Origin of the sequence: Brevibacillus sp. Leaf182 (genome assembly GCF_001423865.2) — a bacterium.
GTDB classification, from domain to species: Bacteria; Bacillota; Bacilli; order Brevibacillales; family Brevibacillaceae; genus Brevibacillus; species Brevibacillus brevis_C.
Map to the genome: position 1 here is coordinate 1 of NZ_LMPN02000025.1, position 19,257 is coordinate 19,257.

Consider the following 19,257-nt stretch of genomic DNA (forward strand, 5'->3'; position numbering starts at 1 on the left):
TAAGGTGCTTACTTTTTTCTGTCCACTATGAGGGGATCATATCAGATCGGGGTTTCTTTTTTTACGACGGTTATCCTTTTTTCACTCGAATGACATCATCCTCGACATCAATGACCATAGCTGTCACATCGTCTTCTTCCATCACCAGATCCGCAATGCCATCCTCGACATATTGCTGAATCACGCGTCGCAATGGACGTGCCCCGAAGGAAGGGTTGTAGCCCAGCTCAGCCAACTTTTCTTTTGCGGCATCTGTCACGGTGATCTCCATTCCTTGCTCAGACAGATTGCCCCTCACATCTTGCAGCAGCAGATCGACAATTTTGACCAAATCCTGTTTTTCCAGATGGGCAAAGGAAATGATCGAGTCGAAACGGTTCAGGAACTCCGGCTTGAAGTACGCTCCGAGAGAATCCAGCAGAGTAGCAGGCTCGGGCGCTTTAGCTCCAAAGCCGACGGAGATTTTTCGCTCGCTCACACCGGCATTGCTCGTAGCAATGATGACCGTCTCCTTAAAATTCACCGTACGACCCTGACTGTCTGTCAGATGACCATCCTCCAGAATTTGCAGGAACATGTGCATCACGTCCGGGTGTGCTTTTTCGATCTCATCCAGCAGGATAATGCTGTACGGGTTGCGGCGTACGCGCTCTGTCAACTGACCTGCTTCTTCATGACCGACGTAGCCAGGAGGAGAACCGATCAATTTGGATACCGAGTGCTTCTCCATGTACTCGCTCATATCGAGGCGGATCATGGAATCGCGGGTACCAAACAGCTCCTCTGCCAATGCTTTGGACAGCTCTGTCTTCCCTACGCCAGTTGGACCGACGAACAGGAAGGAAGCAATCGGTCTGTTTTTCGGTTTCAGACCTGCCCGACTGCGTCGAATCGCCTTCGCTACTTGAGTGACCGCCTCGGATTGACCAATGACTTTTGCTTCCAAATGAGCGGCCAGGTTTTTCATTTTCATCTGCTCATCACTTTGCAGCTTGGTAACCGGAATCCCAGTCTTTTGCTCGATCAAGGCTTGGATATCCGTGACCTCAACCTGAACGCGTTGCTCCTTGCCCTCGATTTGATCCAGCTTCTCTAAAATGCCCGCTTCCTCGTCTCTCAGACGGGCAGCTCGTTCGTATGCCTCTTGCTCCGTCGCTTCCTTTTTCTCCTGATTGATTTGTGCCAGCCGCTCATGCAGCTCTGCCGTATCAACCACGGAGGATCTCAGGTTCAAGCGAGAGCCCACTTCATCCATGAGATCAATCGCCTTGTCAGGCAAGAATCGATCCTGGATGTAACGATGGGAGTATTCCACGGAGGCACGAATGACATCATCCGAGTAAGCAACTTGGTGGAATGCTTCGTATTTCGGACGCAATCCTTTTAAAATCTCGATGGCTTGTTCTACGGTTGGTTCCTTGACCATAACTGGCTGCAAGCGGCGCTCCAGAGCAGCGTCTTTTTCAATCACACGATACTCTTTTAACGTTGTTGCCCCAACCAGTTGCAACTCACCGCGAGCTAGCGCAGGCTTCAGAATGTTCCCTGCATCCATGGACCCCTCCGCAGAGCCTGCTCCCACCAAGAGATGAATCTCATCCACAAACAGGATGACATTTTTGCGTTTTTGCAGCTCGGCAATCACTTGCTTCATTTTTTCCTCGAACTGTCCGCGAATTCCCGTCCCTGCAACCAGAGAGGCGACATCTAAAATGTACACCTGCTTGTTTTTCAGCTTGGTCGGTACTTGCCCTTCCGTAATACGCAGGGCGAGGCCTTCCGCAATCGCCGTCTTCCCGACTCCTGGCTCTCCGATCAGAACTGGATTGTTTTTGTTGCGTCGGTTCAAAATCTCAATAACACGCTCAATTTCCTGTTCGCGTCCAATCACAGGGTCAATCAGTCCGGCACGTGCCGCATCGTTTAGATTACGACCCAGGTCATCGAGAATGCCTCCACCACGCTCTGGTGCTTGTGGCTGCGGTTGGCTGGAAGATTTGCCCGGGTTCATCGAACCTTGCGCAAAGCCTTGCAGGAACTCATCCAATCCAGAGAAGGAGGAGAAAGGACTAAAGCCCATGCCCACTCCCATTTTGTTGGTCAGCTTTGTCTGGCAGTCTTGGCACAGATCGTATTTCTGTTGCTGATTTTGTAAGCGTATATGAACAGTCACAGTTGCTTCTCGTTGTTTGCAGATTTCACAATGCATATTCAATCCCCCCAAAAGCGTTGTTTTGGAATTCAGAAGGTCTTTTGATCTTTGACCTTTCCTGACCTTCGATGACTTTATTATAGTTTGACCTTCTTTGACTTTCAAGAGGGATTGTATGGTTTTTTACACTTTGCTCTTTCGCAGATAGGGAACGATCGAAAGTAACCCTATACCAGCTAAACAAGCACCTACCCACAATGGTGATACAAGCCCGTAGCCACTGCTGATCCCGATCCCACCTAAGGAAGACCCAATCGCAACACCCAATGTAATAAAGGAAGTATGCACAGTGTTTACCATCGTCCCACTGCCTGCGGTGTTCATAACTCGTGCGATCATGGCCGGATTCATCGCTACACCCGTCAACCCAATCAGAACAATGGACAGCACAGCGATCCATGTATTTTCGGCTCCTACGGCAAACAGAACCAATGCCGCTAGGAGTATGCTTAATCCTGTTACAAGGATTCGCATGGTAAAACGATCAGCAAGTCTGCCAATCACAATATTTCCGATCACGGTCGCGATCCCATAAAGGGCAAGCAAATACGGGATACTCGCATCCGAAAATGCCGTTACATCCGTAAGAATCGGAGTAAAATAACTAAACGCTGCGAAGGTACCGCCAATGATCAGCATACTCGTTGCATACGCGGCCCAAAGATGCCGATTTTGAAAACTGCCAAGCTCATCCGCTATGTTCATTTGGTCTTTTTTTGCGGAGGAAGGGAGCAACCATTGAATCAAGGTCCCTGATAGCAATACGACAACGGCAACAGCCCAAAAGCTCATTCGCCAGCCGTAATATTGTGCAATCACGGTTGTCAGCGGGAGCCCGATGACAGTAGCTATCATTAAGCCTGCTAAAACAATCGAAGCTGCCTTTCCCCGTAAATGAGAGGGAACCAGGCTGGCTGAAATACTGACGGAGATGCCAAACGCTGCGGATGAAGCAATACCCGTTAGGATACGCGCAAGCATCATCGACTCGTAATTCCAAGCCATTGCTCCTAACGCTTGACCAAAAAAGAAGACGGCAATCAATGAAAGCAGCGCTTGTTTGCGGCGAATGTGCAAGAGAGTTGCTGTAAGGATGGGGCCACCTATCACCATTGCTCCTGCATACGCTGTAATAAAATACCCGATGGATGGGATCGTCACATCGAAATCCTCGGCAAGCTCATTCATCATCCCAGCCACCATAAATTCAGAAGTCGTCATCGCAAAAATCGCTACCGCTAACAAATAAATCATCGACGGCATGAAGGAACACTCCTCACTTATTATTGTAACAATCGGTACAAAAATCACTCAAAAAAAGAGCGCTTTACGCGCCGAAGATAGATTCCATGGTGCCATTCATGATTTGTTCAGCCAATGCCCGATTTTGTGTGGATGTATTCAACACACGGAAGCCATAGTAACTACTTAAAAATAGGCTAGCCAAATCCACAGCAGATCGTTTTTTGGCGATTTCACCCGTTCGCAAGCCTTCCTCCATCACTTGTTCCATCGTTTGCTTCAAAAGTTCAACATGTCTGGAGACGATTTCTTCAATCTTGGGATCGTCTTTTGCCCGTTCCAATCCCGCATTGATCAGCAAACATCCCTTTGGATTCGTTGATTCAAAGTCTTCCACCAATGCCCACGCTAAAAAGTTTTGCAACCGTTCTTTCACGGAACCCGGACTTTCCAATAATGCCCGCTGTTCTCGAATCCCAGTATCGTGATAGTGTTCCACCACCGCTAGATAAAGATCCTGTTTGCTGCCAAACGTATTGTACAGGCTGCCTTTCCCTAGTCCAGTATCACTGCATAAATCATGCGTAGAACAACCATTGTAGCCTTTTGACCAAAACGTTTTCATGGCCACATCTACGATGGACGTGTAATCAAAATCACGAGGTCTGCCACGTTTACTCAACGGAATCCTCCTTTCGTTTCCAACTGTTATGGAAATCTTACACATTATGTACCGTTCGGTCAATAAATGAAATATCTGCAACTGTAAACCATGCCTATAGAAAAAGCCCATTTTGAAAATCATCTCTCAAAATAGGCTTGATCTTTGATTATATCCTCTCTAAATCTGTTACTGTTTTTTCGTTTACTTGATCTCCAGTATTGAGCGTCGTCTTTGGTTCAAGCAATAATACATGAACCTCTTCCTCTGCAACTGGCATATGCTCTACACCTTTTGGCACAATGAGGAATTCGCCTTCGTTTAACCAAACATCTTTATCGCGAAACTTAATAAGCAGTTTCCCTTTCACAACGAAAAACATCTCATCCTCATTTTCATGCTGATGCCAGACAAACTCACCTTTCAATTTCGCCAGCTTTACATAGGAGTCATTGATTTCGCCTGCAATTTTGGGATTCCAATACTCATGAAATAACGTAAACTTTTCAGCTACATTGACCTTCTCCATCATTCTCCCCCATTAAAAAGAGTATGCTTGTACTTCATCGAAAGTAGGCAGGGATGGTTGAGCACCGTTCCTTGTAACGACAATCGCTGCTACTTTGCTGGCAAAAGTGGCCGCTTCGGTTTCTGTCATTCCTTGTGTGATTCCAACGGCAAAAGCTGCTGTAAAGGAATCGCCTGCCGCAGTTGTATCCACTGGCTCTACGCGGAAAGCCGGGATATGGGTCGCCTCATCGGCGGTTACTAACAGAGCCCCTTTTTCCCCCAATGTCACGATGACGCGCTTTGGTCCAGCAGACAATAGCTTTTTGGCTGCCGCATGTACTTCGTCTATCGTAGATACAGGCATTCCTGTGAGAATAGAAAGCTCTGTTTCATTTGGGGTTAAGGTATGTACATGGATTAATAGCTCACTGGATAGCTCTCGTGCAGGTGCCGGATTTAAAATGACCAGCTTTCCGAGTCGAGCAGCCTCTTTGACTGTATATTCCACGACGTGCATCGGGATTTCCAGTTGGAGTAATACGACGTCGCTGTCCTTTAAAATAGACAGATTGTCTGCAAGATGCTCGGTGCTGACGAGCCCATTCGCACCCGGAACGAGCACGATGTTATTTTCCCCATCATCACTTACATTGATAAAAGCCATACCTGTCGTACCCGAGCATTTGATCCCCTCTATGTGAACGTGCGCATCCGTTAGCCCTTCCAGCATGACGCGGCCATTCTCATCTTCTCCTACCATTCCAATCATGGAGACATGTGCACCCAGGCGAGACGCGGCTACTGCCTGATTCGCTCCCTTTCCTCCCGGGATCAGCTCGAAGTGATGGCTTGCGATCGTTTCTCCTGCTTTGGGCAAATGATGTACATGGGTTACAAGATCCATATTGATGCTTCCTACTACTGCGATTTTCACGACGAACCCTCCTCGTTCCATCCCGAACATGATCATTCGGTCGGTTACAAAATAGTGCTTTTCATCCGAGAAGTCAACGTATTTTCTCAGGGTTGTTCCTAAGACTTGGAGCGCAATGCTTCCATTGGTTATAATGAACAAATCTTCTATCATCCGGAGGTAAACAGATGGAGCCGAATATCCACCATCCTTGGAACATTGATGAGCAAGACGCCATCAACTTGCAACGACAACTAGCGCAGCAAGTAAAAAAAGAAGATCAACTAGCGGACGTACGCTTTATCGCCGGAGTCGATGTCGCCTATCATGCCGAGTCTGATTTGTTAGTCGCTGGTGTCGTCATCCTCGACGCCACGTCCCTGCAAGTCGTCGAGTCTGTCGTCATTCAAGACACCGTCGAATTCCCGTATATTCCCGGCTTGTTCTCTTTTCGAGAGCTGCCTCCGTTGGTGAGTGCATTCAAGGAGCTAAAAACAACGCCGCAGCTCGTCGTCTGCGATGGGCAAGGGATCGCTCACCCGCGAAGATTCGGACTAGCCAGTCATTTGGGCGTCCTGTTTGACATTCCTACCATTGGCTGTGGAAAAACGAGACTGCTAGGTGAATACGAAGAACCCGCACAGGAAAGAGGGGCGTATTCCCCTTTGATCGATCAGGGTGAAATCATCGGTGGAGTCTTGCGTACACAACCGAATATCAAACCGATATTCGTCTCGATCGGACACGGAATTTCTTTGCCAACTGCATGCGCTTGGATCACCAAGCTCTCTCCCAATTATCGTTTGCCCGAAACAACACGGCAAGCGGATCAGCTCGTGAATAAAGTATTGGCGGAGTTAAATAGCGGCCGCTAATGAAGTGTCGGCCATACATTTTCATCGTGCTCGTCCAAGACTGCTTCGATCTGCTCTCCTTGGAAAACGACAAGGTAGCCTCTTGGCAGAGCCAATGCTTGCAAGAGAGACGGACGTAGCTTTAGCAGTTGGTAAACGTAGTATGACTCTAGCTGGTCACTATCTACTTCGCCTTCCACAGGCCCGAGATACCACCCGGAATCACCTTTTCGAACATCTTCTGCGCGCTGCAAATAGACATGTTCTTGTTCAAATGCACCTTTTGCCACCACAATTTTATCTTGGAACAAAGCAGCTTCCCCTTCTGCTCGCACGGTTTTTAAACAGTTGTTTTGCGCCATTTGCACGACCAAGGACACAGACAGGTCAGAGGTTGTTTCGGAAAAAGGATTCGTGTCGTAGTTGGGTGCGACGATCTCCATATACCCATCCCGTTCGAAAACCAGCAGAATGGTCCAGCCTACCTGAATTTTCGCACCGTTCTTGATAGGACCCATCTCGCCTTCAACATCGGAGAATACGTCCAACAGAAAGTCTGCTTGCTTCACCAAAAACTCTTTGCAGGTCACGACAAACGTGCGGTTATGAATCTGTTTGGAGCGTTGGCAGAGTCGGGACTCTTTCTCATCTGACATGGACCTCTTCCTTTCTGTGTGATCGGAATTGCTGCTATCTTCAGGATATCACGAATAGAGGAAAAGCTCCGTTACACTTTTGCTACAAAGAATAGGTAATAATTGGCTGATGAATGCGTAGCAAAGCGCGGCTTGGCAGGTGGGCTACAACGTTTTTTGTTGGATTTGTTCGACACAGTCTTTGATCGTATCAATGACGACTCCGGGCATATAAATTTGCATATAATCCTCCTAATGAATGTCCGACTAGCAAAAATGGGGGTTCAAAACCTACTAACGTTAATGCCTCCCGTAACGTTTCTACAATCGTGAGTCCGTCCTGGGGTTCTTGCGGCTTATCACTACCCGAAACACCAAGACGATTATAGGAAAAGACAGATGACGTCTCAGAAAGATCCGGTTGTATTTTCATCCAGCCTTCAATGGGTCCTGAGCCACCGTTAATGAGAACGATATTGGGTTGGCCGTTTCCGCCCCAATGATATTGGATCTTCCCTCTTGAAGTACTTACTTTCGATATTTCTATTGCCAATGTACGACACCTCACTTGTAAGGTCTGGATTTCACTGTAGTAATACGTGATGAACAAATGAGGGTTTCTATTTTTCAGGAATGATTCTTGTACGGAGGAAAAAGCACGTCAAAAAAGCAAAGCTGGTATAAAAAAACAAGGCATATTCCTCCTCGGTAATTCGAGTTGGAATACGCCTGATCGACGTACTAGCATCGTCCCTTATTGCCCTTCCATGGCGAGTAAAATAAACGTGATAATGGCGATTATCGTCCCAAAGACGAAGTATAAACCCAAAAGAATGGCCATTAACAACAAGGTAGCTTTTGACCAGTTTTTACGATTCAGATTCCCGTCTGAACCAAAAGCCCAGACAAATAACAAAACAATATTCGCGATCGGAATCATCATGAACAACGAGACGAGTATCCAATCTTTCATTGTCATGACCTTTTCGTTTTCCGCTACGCTTCCTTCCACATACGTTTGGTGATCCATTCTACACCCTCCATGTTTTTTGCCAATCCACCGTTCTCGCTATTGTTCAACCGCTGCTCCAATGAATGCCAAGATCAGAATCAAAAAGAAGACACTCAAGTACAATCCGATGCAAACACCTATGATCAGCAAGTTCGCTTTGGCCCAGTTCTTTCTGTTTAGATTGCCTTCACTGCCAAATGCCCAAACAAAATACATCACGAGATTGACCACGGGCACCATCATAATTAAAAAAGTAATCATCCATTCCTTAACCGACATTACCCGTTCGTTTTCAGGCACGTTCACTTGCCATTGCTGTTGATGTTGCTGCTGTTCCAATTGGAAACCTCCCTGTTCTGTTATGATCAAATGTTCTCTACCCGCAGCGTGCGAATCAACGCTTGGGCCAATATGCTGCCACACGAGCACTTCCTCAGACTCAAAATGAAAGCTCCCGTGCATCCATCCAGACACTCCACAAGCGTCAATGGCACCTGCTGTTCTTCCATTTCAGCGAGTTGACGTGCGCAGAAAGCTTTCCGCAGCATCCAGACTCCCCACGATATACGGCTCCAAAATCCCTTGAACTTTAAAAAAATGATGTGCCTTTATCTTATCGGTATCTAATACAAGCTTCTTTACCGTTCCATTCAAATGAAACGCAGTCTCCATGGAAAGGCAATCTACAGCAGGTACTTGGCATGAGCCCCATCCGCGTTGACCTCGAGAACGGATATCGGCGGGAGTTGCTCGAGGGCGTTTTCCTTTTAACAGCCCTAGACCCGATGGTACGGCCTTTTGAGCATTTCGACCGTCATCTGCTAACAAATAATAATCGCGCATGTCATCCTGCCTCCTTTATTCCATTTACCACTCAATCTGCTGCCTCTGTGCTTCACTCAATGCAAAGCATTCACGGTCCTTCACGAAAAAACGGCATTTCGCATATTCGCTCCATGAAAATTCGCATGATACAGACGAGAATGGCGAAAATCCGCTCCAAATCAGCATATGCAAATTGGACACCGAGTAAGCCCGGTACACGATGCAGCTCGTCCGCACTAACTCCTTGTCCCTCGGCATAAGAGAAGATGGCTCTGCTTTGGTACGAAACGTCTTTACAGCAGGGTCCTTCATTCTGTCTCCCTTGCCGTCGTCCGGGATTTCCTTGAGAACAGAGCTGATCGCGATGCCGTGCTCTGATCCTGCTGATCATCCATGTCCAGCTTGGCCCGCACATTGTCCTTGTGAATGGATTCACCCTTCCAAATAAGACCATTATTTTACACACAATCTTACAATCGGTATTATTTAGGATTTTGCGAATGGGTCTTTAGCTCTATACGATATGATTTTAACGCATGGAGAGGGGCTTTTTCGCCTCGACTATTCCTGCTATTTGCACTTTGGTTACCATTTATAAGATGATAAGGGGATTAATAGAAATCAAACAAGGGAGAGAAGCTAGGTGAACATAAAGAAAAATCAATTATATGTAGAATTGGAGATAGCGAATTGGGACAACACAGACCTTACATCCACGCTAGATGAAATGTGCTACTCTCATAAAGAGTATGAAAACGATGTAATTGAGGTACATCAAGTTGTCGATCTGGGAAAGCATAAAGGCAAGTCGAGATACTTAATTACCATCAATATTACGCGAGATTTGGATAATCTCGGGGAAGAAATTGATAACCCTTATATCGTCAAAGGCCCTTGAATTTGGTTCAAGGGCCTTTCCTATTTACTCATAACGGCTTCCTGCAATTAAAATGGTAGCAAACAAATTCCAGTCTACATCTTCAAGATCAGCTAACATATTATCACAATCTTCAATCCATGACTCCATCCCACTAAGGAACTCTTCCAGGGACATATTCGCCCACTCTTTTTTATTCTGCTGATAATCCTTAATCAAATGAGAAATGAATTGAACCATATCCTCCCTACTCTCAACCGTACCCGCTCTCTCTAGAATATCCATGCGAAACTCCTCCTCCCCCTATGTCTTTATCTTCTATTTTAATATAGTTGTTCCAAAGGAATTTGACGAATTGGGGAATGAAAAAAGCCCGCTGGCGTGCAACGGACTTTCTGTCTCTTATGTGGCGGGAACATCTGTCTAGTAAATAACAGGATTCGGGCTGTCACTATTCTCGTAGACGTTCCTTATTGAATAATCTCGGAAATCGCTTGCTTTTGCTCCAAAATCTCGCTTTGTACCTCGATCAGTTCTTTCAACAGATCAGCAGCCTCTTGCAAGGATGTCGCTGCTTTCTCCTTGTCACCAGACTTGAATACTTCTTTTGCTTCTTGCACTGTGTTCTTCTTTATGCGCCTTGGCTCCCGTTGCCGCCCAGCCTGCAAAGGGGATACACGCCGCCAGAGATAGCGCCGCTCCAGCATAGTCTCATCGTGCGAGCGAGATTCCTGCATTCGCCAGGTCAGCTACTTCTCCCAGACCCGGAATGAGTCCCACAACATTCAGCGCTAAGTACTACCTCCACTTTTTCGCACAGAGCGTCATGGCACCTTCTTTCATCTGGAGTCGAGAAGCACAGTTCTTGACGGCCGTTTGTTTCGGGATCGGCCTTTCGCTTTCTTTCCGCCTGTTATTTTGAACATGCAAAAAGGCTCATTCCTCCTCATCATTCAAGTTGGAATAAGCCTGCTTAACTTGGTAAACATGTTGTCAAAGTGCATAGCACAATAAGATTGTAAACATTAAAATAGGGAATTTTAATTTAATCCTCTACTTCAAAACTAAAAAGTCATTAATAATCCTTTGTTATTATCTCTAGCTTCTCTATATAGTAAAATCAACTGATTATATGCTTCATTTAACTCTTGTAAATTATATTCATACAATGAATCCTCTATTGGCGGCAATCCATTTTGTATAAAGGTACTTTTCAAATCAATTAAGTCTTTAAGAATAAGGGGAACATCTTCTGACTGAACTATTCCCATTCCCATTCCTCCTGGGTCAAGTCTAAACTTTTCCGATTCAATAGAGCGACCCAAAACACAATATTCGGGATTAAACCTTGTAGGTAGCATCTTTAATGCCTCTAGCACCCCATCCCATGAATAGGAAAGTCCACTGTCATCTTCTGGAGAGTAGAATCTTGTTAAGGCAAAATCGGCGAGCTCTTGCACGTTCCCTAGTTCAAGTTCATTTTGCCAATCAATCTCTAATAATTCCCCAGTATACACCGAACGAATCTTCCCTTTGTTATTCATGATATATTCAATTAATGAATTCGGATCATTGTTTTCACCGGATGTGATTATGATCTTACGAAGTTCTCGATCAAAACCACTTGTGTCAAAGAGAAAGGCTTTATGCTCCATAGCTTACCCCATTTCCTGCTCTTTTTGACGTAGTATTTCAATTGAATATTCTAGCTCCTTTCGTATGTCCCCTCGTGCACGTCCACCCATTATGGGTTCTAACATAGCATATGCGTGCTTTGGTGGTAAAGCACGTGCAAACGTCGCAATGACCTCTTTTGCATATGGATCAATTTTCATTTTTAATACCTCTGAACAAACACTACTCAACTTTTCATAAACGTCATCTCTTAATTGACAAAGTATTGTGCTTGTTTCAGAAGCCCTAAGGAACGATTCTAAACAAGCTATCACATCTTCTTCATAATCATCTTTTTTGGTTTTTTGTATCCAAGGCTCACTTTTATTTATATAAGCCTCTAAAGCGGAGATTATGAAATCTATGTCTTTCTTAGTCAGCGGCAAATTACTGCTAGAGTAGTTAAATAGAAGGAGAGATTTTATTTTAGGTTCAATTTCTCCTTTGAAAAATGCATTTTTTGCCCCTTCGACTCCGTTTTCTAGGAAAATAATAACCGCTTGTAAAATTGCCTTCTCACTAATTTGTTGGTTCAAATCATCTTTTGGAATGCTTTGTTCCTTTTCGCGAAATAGCCCTATAAATCTTTTATCTAATAGGCTTAACAATCCGTATATTGCTGTTATTCTCGCTCTTTGCATTTCATGGTATAGAGCTTCCTGAAGACTAGGTGCAAACCTGGGATCGATTGATTCACTCATTGCACTAATGATCTCAACAGGTAACTCTGTCCCATCTTGTCCTATGGCATTCTCTAGCTGTTCCTCAGTCACTGTTACAAGTACATTATTCTCATTGTAAACCTTATACACCATATATACCTCCTATGGTATTCTGAAATCGTCAGGGTCGAATTTTTCTTTTTCTATTAAATCTCCTGTTTTTGGATCATATCTTTCGATAACAATTTCTTTTGGCGATTCACCGTATTTTTGCTTGTATGCATCAATAAATCGGCGAATTTCTTGCTTATCTTTCGATATTGGTCGACCAGCAGGTTTATCGTCAATAATTCTTCCTTTTGGTGGTCCTTGCACCGCATCAGGAATCGCTTTTTGTTTTTTCCTAGACGGTAATCCTGTCTTGGCATTAATACGTTTTGGTACCTCTATAATATTTCCATCTTTGTCTTTGAATGGCTCGTTAACCATATCGTACTCGCCACTCTTCCGACGCTCGTCAGCTTTTTTCTTATGAACTTGTTTGCCTACCTTTGTGCTACTTGTTTCTCCTGTAATATTTTTATCACTATCTTTACCCGTCCGCCCACCTTCTGGAGGCTTACTAGGTGGTTTCTCCGTATGTTGGCTATTTCCTCCTCCCAACTGCTTACTTGTATCCCCTTTTTTCGGAACTTCCCCGGAATAATCTGAATCTCCATTTGCCACTTTCCGTAACTTCTGTTCATTCGCTTGATCCTTGTCGGGTGACCGATCCTTTTGGGTTGCTTGTGGTTCTGATCTACCCGTGCCAGACCCGCTTGCAGAACCGCCAGTCTTCCTCCCCCTACGCGATCCTGCAACTCCAAATGCCAATGAAGCCACGCCACCTGTTGCCTCGTCCAGAAGTTCCATGCCCACTTCCAGAGCAACTTCTTTTCCAATCTCTATCGATTTCTGTACCACAGGCTTTTGCATCGCCTTGGCCAGCATGCCATCCTTCATCTTCTGGACAGCCTCCAGCTCGCTCATGTCCTCTTTTGCATTGCGCGCTGCGGTTCTCACTTTTCCCCTGCCATTTCCCGGAGATTTATTCTTCACGATAGCTTTTGCCTTTTTCGTAGAGCTTGTCGCATTCTCCGTGGCCTTGGCGACTTTCTTGCCTTTCGTGATGGCCTTTTGAGCCTTCATCCCCAGCTTTGCACCCGTTGCTCCCCAACCAGCAAAAGGAATACACGCAGCCAGAGATAACGCTGCTCCTGCATAGTCTCCTCGTGCGAGCGAAATACCCGCATTCGCCAGGTCAGCTACTTCTCCCAGACCCGGAATGAGTCCCACAACATCCAGCGCTAGCTGTACACCATCCAGAAATCCACCCCAGCCAGACTCTTCCTCTTCCTGCTGCTCCTCTTCCTCTTCTTCCTCCTCCTGCGGCAAATCCTCCACAACCACAGGCGCCTTCGTCAGCCCGACCATCTCAATCTTCGGCGCTTGGAGATCCACTTCCCCGTCCAAAATCATGCTGCTGGTGCTGCACATGAGGTAGATCGCTTCCTTGGCCTTGATCTCGACCTTCGTATCTGAGGTAATCTCCATATCCTTTTCCGAGGAAAATACGATCGGATGCATGCTGTGAATCTCGATGCCATCCTCTTCATGCAGCTTGATAAAAATATTGCCTTCCTTGCTCTCCTTGGCAGTAAGAACGAGCTCCTTGCCGCCCATCATCAGCTCTTTGCCGAAGTTGGTTCCCCAATACTTGATGCCCGGATTGCCCGTCTTTGCGGTGCTGCCTCCGCCTTTTCGCACGGAGCTGACTGCCATGGCACCTTCCTCGTCTGGCGTGGAGAAGTACAGCTTGACGGAGTCGCCCATTTGCGGCATGCAGTGAAAACCGCTGTTGCCCTCTGCCGAATAGACCGTAGCATACGGAAACCAGCTCGCCTCTGCCTTGGGCTGCTTCGGATCGATGTCGAGGTGGATCTTGACGGTATCCTTCTGGATGTCGATGATCTTGCCCTCCAGAGCAGCGCCGCATATATCATCGTTGCGAATAGGGTTTTGACGGATGCCTGCTTCGGGCATGAGCTGATAGGTGTGAATGAGAAGGGCATGGTCGATCCTTGTTGTTGACCCGGCGACGACCAGCTCTTTACCTTGGTAGTTCACGCGGTCCCCGAGCTGGAGAACCTGTCCACTTTCTACTTCATAGGTGAGAAAATCATTTTCCGACATACCTGCCGCGTAGCCGTTTTCTGTCGTTTCCATATAGGGCGACAGCCTTTTACTGATGGTGTAGCTGGCGTCTGTCAATTGGGCAGTACGTCCCTCGGGCAAGCCGAACCAAAACTTTGGCTTATCCGCGACAGCCTCGGCGACGAGAATGGAACCAAAGCGAGAGGCCAGTCGCTTTAAAAATTGCCAATCTGTCTCCTGATACTGGATGGCAATGGTTCCAAGCGGCGCTCCGTTCGAAGCATGGTCCAAATAATCCGAGCCGGGATAGTCCTTTGTGATTTCATCCAGCAGACTGGCATACGTCATTTGTTTATGCTGAAAGGAGCGCATCTTGCGCTGTCCGTCCATTCGCTGTGTATGCGAGACGGCTTCCAGCTCCAAGTGGTACACACCTCGAACGAAGTTCACACTGACGGAATCCACGAGTCCTTTGAACAGTGTCTTTGTAAGCGAACCGTTTTCCACCAAATTCAGCGCGACTGTATCCTCACTCGTCGCCATCTCAATGTAACGGTCGCTTTTTTCCTCCGGGATGATTGCGGTGACGAACAGTCTGGCGTGCTCATTGACTTTCTTCACGATTCTGACATCTTGTAGGCTTTGGATTTCAAAGGGTGAGACCAACTGAATATTCTCGTATCCAGCCAGCTTCTCTGTCGTATTCATACAATCCCCCTCACTATTGCTCCTGTCCGTCGTCTTCGATGCGAATGCAGCCTCCATATATGCACATGTTCGTGCTGGTGTTTAACAGGGCGGGATGGTTTTCCACGAGTACATCTGCCTTGCCATCGATCCAGGGCATAGTGACCACAGGAACGCATGGCATTGGCTTGAGTACACCGTTGTTGGCAGCAGTAGCAGCCGCGACGGTTGGATTTTTCTCGCATTTGCATTTGCCAAACGGCATGATGTTCACTTGCGGCATATAGTCATTCACATTCATTTGTGCCTGGTTGCGAATGTACACGCCATGACTAAACGGCGTTTTCAGCTTGTTCTTCTGGCTCCCGTAGTCGCACGTAAGAATTGCTCCCGCCACGACGTAGCTTTTCTTCGGAGCCGACGAAGCTACAACATCGACATCTTCAATCATGGGCATGACTCATTCTCCTCCCTGCTTGCTCTGCTTTTTTCAAGCGGATACCGAAAAAGTCCCTGCGCAGCAAAGCTTCCGCCAGCCGCAAATCGATGATGATATACGGCTCACGAATCCCTTCGATTTGAAAAATCGTATGACGCCCAATCTTTTCTGGATCGAGAACCAGCCTTTTGAGTGAGCCGTCCTTGTGAAACTCGCTTTGCTCGGACAGGCAGTTCATGCGCGGCAGGATCATCATCCAGTACAAATCCTGCTTGATCCGCTCCCTGTCTACGAGCACGACAGATTTGACAAACAGCTTCGGCGCGAACTTGTGGATGATTGTCTTTAAACGGTTGGAATAGAGCGGGATCGGTCTGTCGAGAAAATCCAGGTAGTCGTTTTCTTTCTTTTGCTTGATGTCGAACTGAATGACGGCCTCGTCCAACTCTTCCTGATATTCTGTGGTGAGCCACTCCTTCCGGATGACGTCAAAAACGCCTGTTGGCTCTACTGCACTCGCGATTCGCTCGTCCTGTGACAAGATGAAATAATTCATGCCCGACTCCCCTCTCGCCAAACGACATGCCGCTCCTGAAGTTCGTCCAACAGAATGGACCCCCTGGCCTCCTCCGAGAATACAGCTCTCTCGAGAAGCGCTCCGCTAAAATTCGCTCCGGTCAAAATCGCATCAGTAAAGTCTGCTCCGCGCAGATCTGCTCCGGTAAAATCAGTCCCGGTCAAGTCCGCTCCGATGAACAAGACGCCATCAAAACCGGGCATCTCCCACGCATCTGGTTCCAACAGACCCCTTGGCCCGGACGCTTCACGAAAGCTCGCACCTAACAGATTCGCTCCGGTAAAATCCGCTCCATGAATGAGACTGTCGCCGAAATCAACCGCTTTTAGCTGGGCACGATGCCATCTCGTTCCGACCAAAACACTTTCGCGAAGGGTTGCTTTCATTAACTGACTGTCAGAGAGGTCCGAATAACGAAGATCCAGACTATCGAATTGCCCTTGTCCCAGATCGAGGCCAGCCAAAACCTTGTAGCCGTATTCCAGCTCTTGCTTTTCTTCCAGCCAAGCACGGATCATCTCGGAATCTTTTGGGCGAGTGTCCAGACAGTACACGATCTCGCTTTGATCCAGATACTCTCCGACACGCACCTCGATCTCCGGCTCCTTGTCCACCTGTTGAAAGACTTCCAACTGAACAGCCTGCACCATGGCATAACGGATCAGGTGAACGACATATTGATGAAACTTCTCTGCCTCCACGAGCTTGATCCGTTCGATATCGGGAAGTCTTACGTGTCCGGCGTACTCTTTGGCAGCCTCGTTCCATTCGATTGCGAGCCGATCCAAAAAGTGGTACGCCCAGCTCGCATCATAGCTGGTTTGACACTCCACCGGATCGAAGAACCAACTGCTGTCCGTAGCTTCCAGCAAATACTGACTGCTTCCCGCAAGAAGCTCCGTCCGCAGCATGGAATAGGTCAAGTACGCCAGTTTGCCCTTTGTCCCTTGCTCCTGCTTATCAACCACGCGTTGACATATTGCTTCAAATGAACGGAGAAATTCTTTTGCGAGCCTTTCTTTATTTGCCTGATAGTACGCATCCAAGGCATGCAGGCTGGCAATGGTTCTCTTCGGCACCTCGTGCTCCTTGAAATGCTGCAAGGCTTCCTCTCTATCCATGCCAATCCCCCCTTCTTCTCACCGTTTTTGCATACACCAAACACACGGTTACCCGCGTGGCAACCATGTGTGTCAATTGGTTTTGAGCTCCTGCCCGACGATGCTTGTATTACCGTCCATCTTGATGTTGCTCTCTTTGCAGGTGAGACTGATCTCCTCTTTCGCCGAGATGATCACCTTCGTGGCTGAGTCCATCAAAATGTCCTTTTCGGAGACAACCTTGATATTTTTCTTGCTGAAAATCTGGATGCCGTCCGCGTCGGTCATGCGAATAAGGATTTCCCCGTCCTTTGCGCTAAGCAATACCTCCGACGGGCTGAACATCAGTTCTTTTCCGTTAGCCGTCCGGAAGTATTTGATATCGGGATTCCCGAGCTTGTTCGTTTCGCCCTCGTCTGAATTTTTCCGGACAGAGCTGATCGCAATCCCGTCACTTTCCTTGTTGCTCGGAAAATAGACGCGGACGTAGTCATCGAGCTCCGGCATGCAATACCAACCGCTGTTTCCTTCGGCTGTATAAACCGAGGAATACGGGAACCAGTGCGCTTCGCTCTTACTCTGGCTCTCATCGATATCGAGGTGGATTTTGACGTTGTCTTTTGAGACCTCAATGACTTTCCCCTGCACCGATGCCCCTACGATGAGCGAATTGTGGAGCGGCTTTTGGCTCATTCCTTTTTTGGACGCGAGCAAATACTTGTGCTTCAGCAAGCCTTTCTTCATCTCGGTATGGGCCTCATACACATACAGGCTCTTCCCTTTGAAATCCACACCGTTGCCCAAATCGAGCACGCGATCCGTCTCTACCTCGTAAAAGATGTAGTCATTTTCGTCCACGCCCTTGACCCCGTTTTCCGAGGAATGGCGGTATTCATTCAAATTTTTGCGCACCCGATAGTGAAAATCGTCCAGCTTACCTTTCGAGGCACCCTCTGGCACACCAAAGCTGAACTTCGGCTTTTCAAAAACGGATGCTGGCATCAGTCCAGTCTGAAAACGCGAAGCAAGCCGCTTGAGAAATTGCCAATCCGTCTCCTGATACTGCATGGTAAAGGAACCAAGCTTCCCACCATTGGAGGCCATGTCCATAATGTCCATGCCTGGATATTCTCCTGCGATTGTTTTCAAAAGGGCACCGTAGGTCATGGCTTTGTTTTGGAATGAACGGCTCTTGCGCTTCACGTCGAGATTGTACGTAGGCGAGACAGCTTCGACGTACAAATAATAAACGTCTCGGACGGCTTTGATGCCTATCTCCAGAACGATCCCCGCAAAAAGCGGCGTGGCATTGCCGTCGTTATCCACCTGACTGATTTCGATCGGGGTCTGTGCTTCTGTCATTTCTACATAGCTGTCCTTCAATTCTTCTGGTACGATCCCCGTAAATGTCAGGCGAGCGTGCTCATTAATCTTTTTCGTAATCGTCAGTTCTACCAGATGCGTCAATTGATAAGGAGAGATTTGCAAATTGTTGTAGGCAATGACAGGAAGACTCATATTTTCCCTTCTCCCTTCCCATTTTCATCCGAATTGGTGGATACGAGCGTCAGGGAATCCATGATCCCCCAGCCTACTGGCTTCCAATCTGACAGCTCCTGCTCCGTGCAATTAAACGTGCAGAGAAGAGCGCGTCCCTGTAGGGAGACAAAGCTGATCAGGTTGTAAATGTCCGTATCCAATGCTGGTGCAACAAACTCGAAAAATCCAACACTGGCCCCGGCAATCTCACGTATTCCTTCCTCCTGCCAACGAGCGAGCGGCTGTGTTCTTCGCAAAACCTGCTTCATGACATCCATGAAGGCTTTCAACTGCGCAGGAGAATCGGTCAGCTTGCTCTCCGTATAAGTAAAAGCCAGGTTAATTGACGCTGTTTCGTTGGTAAAAATCAGGGAAGGCCTACGTTCTGATGGATACTTCAAAGCTGCTACTTCTGGACTCATGATGGAAAATGTCTTCGGGAGTCGAATCTGTACGAGATCGTCGAGGACGCGCTTGTCCTCCATGGGAATTCTCTCTTCACCGACTGTAATAAATGTTTTGTTCACTACATCCAGTCGATTTTTGCCCTTTGGACCAAAACGTATTGCTGCTGGCTGTGCATCCTCACCGGAAAGCTCATTCAACATGCCGATAATGCTTTCATCCATACGCGCCATTTCCATT

At 47.2% G+C, this 19,257-nt stretch carries 23 protein-coding genes; 2 read left to right on the top strand and 21 right to left on the bottom strand.

Annotated features, from left to right (window positions below; translation table 11 throughout):
• Positions 1–70: 70 nt before the first annotated feature.
• The 5 genes from ASG16_RS17990 to rbsK form a co-directional block, all read right to left on the bottom strand.
• A complete protein-coding gene (locus ASG16_RS17990) occupies positions 71–2,209 on the bottom strand; it encodes an ATP-dependent Clp protease ATP-binding subunit (RefSeq protein WP_056493557.1) in 2,139 nt (712 codons plus the stop codon).
• A gap of 126 nt (positions 2,210–2,335) precedes the next feature.
• A complete protein-coding gene (locus ASG16_RS17995; RefSeq protein ID WP_056493560.1) occupies positions 2,336–3,475 on the bottom strand; it encodes an MFS transporter in 1,140 nt (379 codons plus the stop codon).
• Positions 3,476–3,539: 64 nt separating this feature from the next.
• Entirely contained in the window at positions 3,540–4,136 is a 597-nt protein-coding gene (locus ASG16_RS18000; protein ID WP_056493562.1) for a TetR/AcrR family transcriptional regulator, read from the bottom strand.
• 148 nt (positions 4,137–4,284) lie between these two features.
• On the bottom strand, positions 4,285–4,647 hold the full coding sequence (locus ASG16_RS18005; RefSeq protein ID WP_198674242.1) for a cupin domain-containing protein: 363 nt from the start codon (positions 4,645–4,647) through the stop codon (positions 4,285–4,287).
• Positions 4,648–4,656: 9 nt separating this feature from the next.
• The gene (rbsK, locus tag ASG16_RS18010) at positions 4,657–5,559 is read right to left on the bottom strand and encodes a ribokinase (protein WP_056493714.1); all 903 of its coding nucleotides are present in this window, start codon (positions 5,557–5,559) and stop codon (positions 4,657–4,659) included.
• A gap of 167 nt (positions 5,560–5,726) precedes the next feature.
• On the opposite strand from rbsK, the gene nfi reads away from it, so the two are divergent.
• Entirely contained in the window at positions 5,727–6,413 is a 687-nt protein-coding gene (gene nfi / locus ASG16_RS18015; RefSeq protein WP_056493570.1) for a deoxyribonuclease V, read from the top strand.
• Here nfi and ASG16_RS18020 read toward each other — a convergent pair.
• The 6 genes from ASG16_RS18020 to ASG16_RS31750 form a co-directional block, all read right to left on the bottom strand.
• Positions 6,410–7,048, bottom strand: a complete 639-nt coding sequence (locus ASG16_RS18020) for an immunity protein Imm33 domain-containing protein (protein WP_056493573.1) — start codon at positions 7,046–7,048, stop codon at positions 6,410–6,412. The genes nfi and ASG16_RS18020 overlap by 4 nt on opposite strands.
• A 190-nt stretch (positions 7,049–7,238) precedes the next feature.
• On the bottom strand, positions 7,239–7,595 hold the full coding sequence (locus tag ASG16_RS31535; RefSeq protein ID WP_255413017.1) for an alpha/beta fold hydrolase: 357 nt from the start codon (positions 7,593–7,595) through the stop codon (positions 7,239–7,241).
• A 186-nt stretch (positions 7,596–7,781) separates the two neighbouring features.
• Entirely contained in the window at positions 7,782–8,057 is a 276-nt protein-coding gene (locus tag ASG16_RS18030) for a hypothetical protein (protein WP_048034230.1), read from the bottom strand.
• A 39-nt stretch (positions 8,058–8,096) separates the two neighbouring features.
• Positions 8,097–8,501 (bottom strand): hypothetical protein, encoded by a 405-nt coding sequence (locus ASG16_RS18035; RefSeq protein ID WP_241970787.1) that lies wholly within the window; start codon positions 8,499–8,501, stop codon positions 8,097–8,099.
• Positions 8,502–8,549: 48 nt separating this feature from the next.
• The gene (locus tag ASG16_RS18040) at positions 8,550–8,882 is read right to left on the bottom strand and encodes a hypothetical protein (protein ID WP_111914450.1); all 333 of its coding nucleotides are present in this window, start codon (positions 8,880–8,882) and stop codon (positions 8,550–8,552) included.
• Positions 8,883–8,906: 24 nt separating this feature from the next.
• A complete protein-coding gene (locus ASG16_RS31750; RefSeq protein ID WP_241970788.1) occupies positions 8,907–9,176 on the bottom strand; it encodes a hypothetical protein in 270 nt (89 codons plus the stop codon).
• A 331-nt stretch (positions 9,177–9,507) separates the two neighbouring features.
• Here ASG16_RS31750 and ASG16_RS18050 point away from each other — a divergent pair, with 331 nt between their 5' ends.
• Positions 9,508–9,762: a hypothetical protein gene (locus ASG16_RS18050; protein ID WP_048034233.1), complete on the top strand. Its 255-nt coding sequence runs from the start codon at positions 9,508–9,510 to the stop codon at positions 9,760–9,762.
• A 24-nt stretch (positions 9,763–9,786) separates the two neighbouring features.
• On the opposite strand, the gene ASG16_RS18055 is transcribed toward ASG16_RS18050, so the two are convergent.
• From ASG16_RS18055 to ASG16_RS18100, 10 genes are all read right to left on the bottom strand, one after another.
• Positions 9,787–10,026 (bottom strand): DUF7660 family protein, encoded by a 240-nt coding sequence (locus ASG16_RS18055; protein WP_056493578.1) that lies wholly within the window; start codon positions 10,024–10,026, stop codon positions 9,787–9,789.
• A 185-nt stretch (positions 10,027–10,211) separates the two neighbouring features.
• Positions 10,212–10,478 (bottom strand): hypothetical protein, encoded by a 267-nt coding sequence (locus tag ASG16_RS18060; protein WP_056493581.1) that lies wholly within the window; start codon positions 10,476–10,478, stop codon positions 10,212–10,214.
• Positions 10,479–10,805: 327 nt separating this feature from the next.
• Complete coding sequence (locus tag ASG16_RS18065; protein WP_056493587.1) at positions 10,806–11,396, bottom strand: hypothetical protein; 591 nt, start codon at positions 11,394–11,396, stop codon at positions 10,806–10,808.
• A gap of 3 nt (positions 11,397–11,399) precedes the next feature.
• Entirely contained in the window at positions 11,400–12,230 is an 831-nt protein-coding gene (locus ASG16_RS18070) for a hypothetical protein (RefSeq protein ID WP_056493590.1), read from the bottom strand.
• A 9-nt stretch (positions 12,231–12,239) separates the two neighbouring features.
• On the bottom strand, positions 12,240–14,978 hold the full coding sequence (locus ASG16_RS18075) for a contractile injection system protein, VgrG/Pvc8 family (RefSeq protein ID WP_241970789.1): 2,739 nt from the start codon (positions 14,976–14,978) through the stop codon (positions 12,240–12,242).
• Positions 14,979–14,991: 13 nt separating this feature from the next.
• A complete protein-coding gene (locus ASG16_RS18080) occupies positions 14,992–15,414 on the bottom strand; it encodes a DUF4280 domain-containing protein (protein WP_056493593.1) in 423 nt (140 codons plus the stop codon).
• Positions 15,401–15,952 (bottom strand): imm11 family protein, encoded by a 552-nt coding sequence (locus ASG16_RS18085; protein WP_056493595.1) that lies wholly within the window; start codon positions 15,950–15,952, stop codon positions 15,401–15,403. The genes ASG16_RS18080 and ASG16_RS18085 overlap by 14 nt, the downstream gene beginning before the upstream one ends.
• Positions 15,949–17,094 carry a pentapeptide repeat-containing protein gene (locus tag ASG16_RS18090; protein WP_056493597.1) on the bottom strand — a complete coding sequence of 382 codons (1,146 nt, stop codon included), beginning with the start codon at positions 17,092–17,094 and terminating at the stop codon, positions 15,949–15,951. Before ASG16_RS18090 ends, ASG16_RS18085 begins: the two co-directional genes overlap by 4 nt.
• Before the next feature lie 72 nt (positions 17,095–17,166).
• Positions 17,167–18,591, bottom strand: a complete 1,425-nt coding sequence (locus tag ASG16_RS18095) for a contractile injection system protein, VgrG/Pvc8 family (protein ID WP_056493602.1) — start codon at positions 18,589–18,591, stop codon at positions 17,167–17,169.
• On the bottom strand, positions 18,588–19,256 hold the full coding sequence (locus tag ASG16_RS18100; protein ID WP_048034247.1) for a hypothetical protein: 669 nt from the start codon (positions 19,254–19,256) through the stop codon (positions 18,588–18,590). The genes ASG16_RS18095 and ASG16_RS18100 overlap by 4 nt, the downstream gene beginning before the upstream one ends.
• Between the last annotated feature and the right edge of the window lies 1 nt (position 19,257).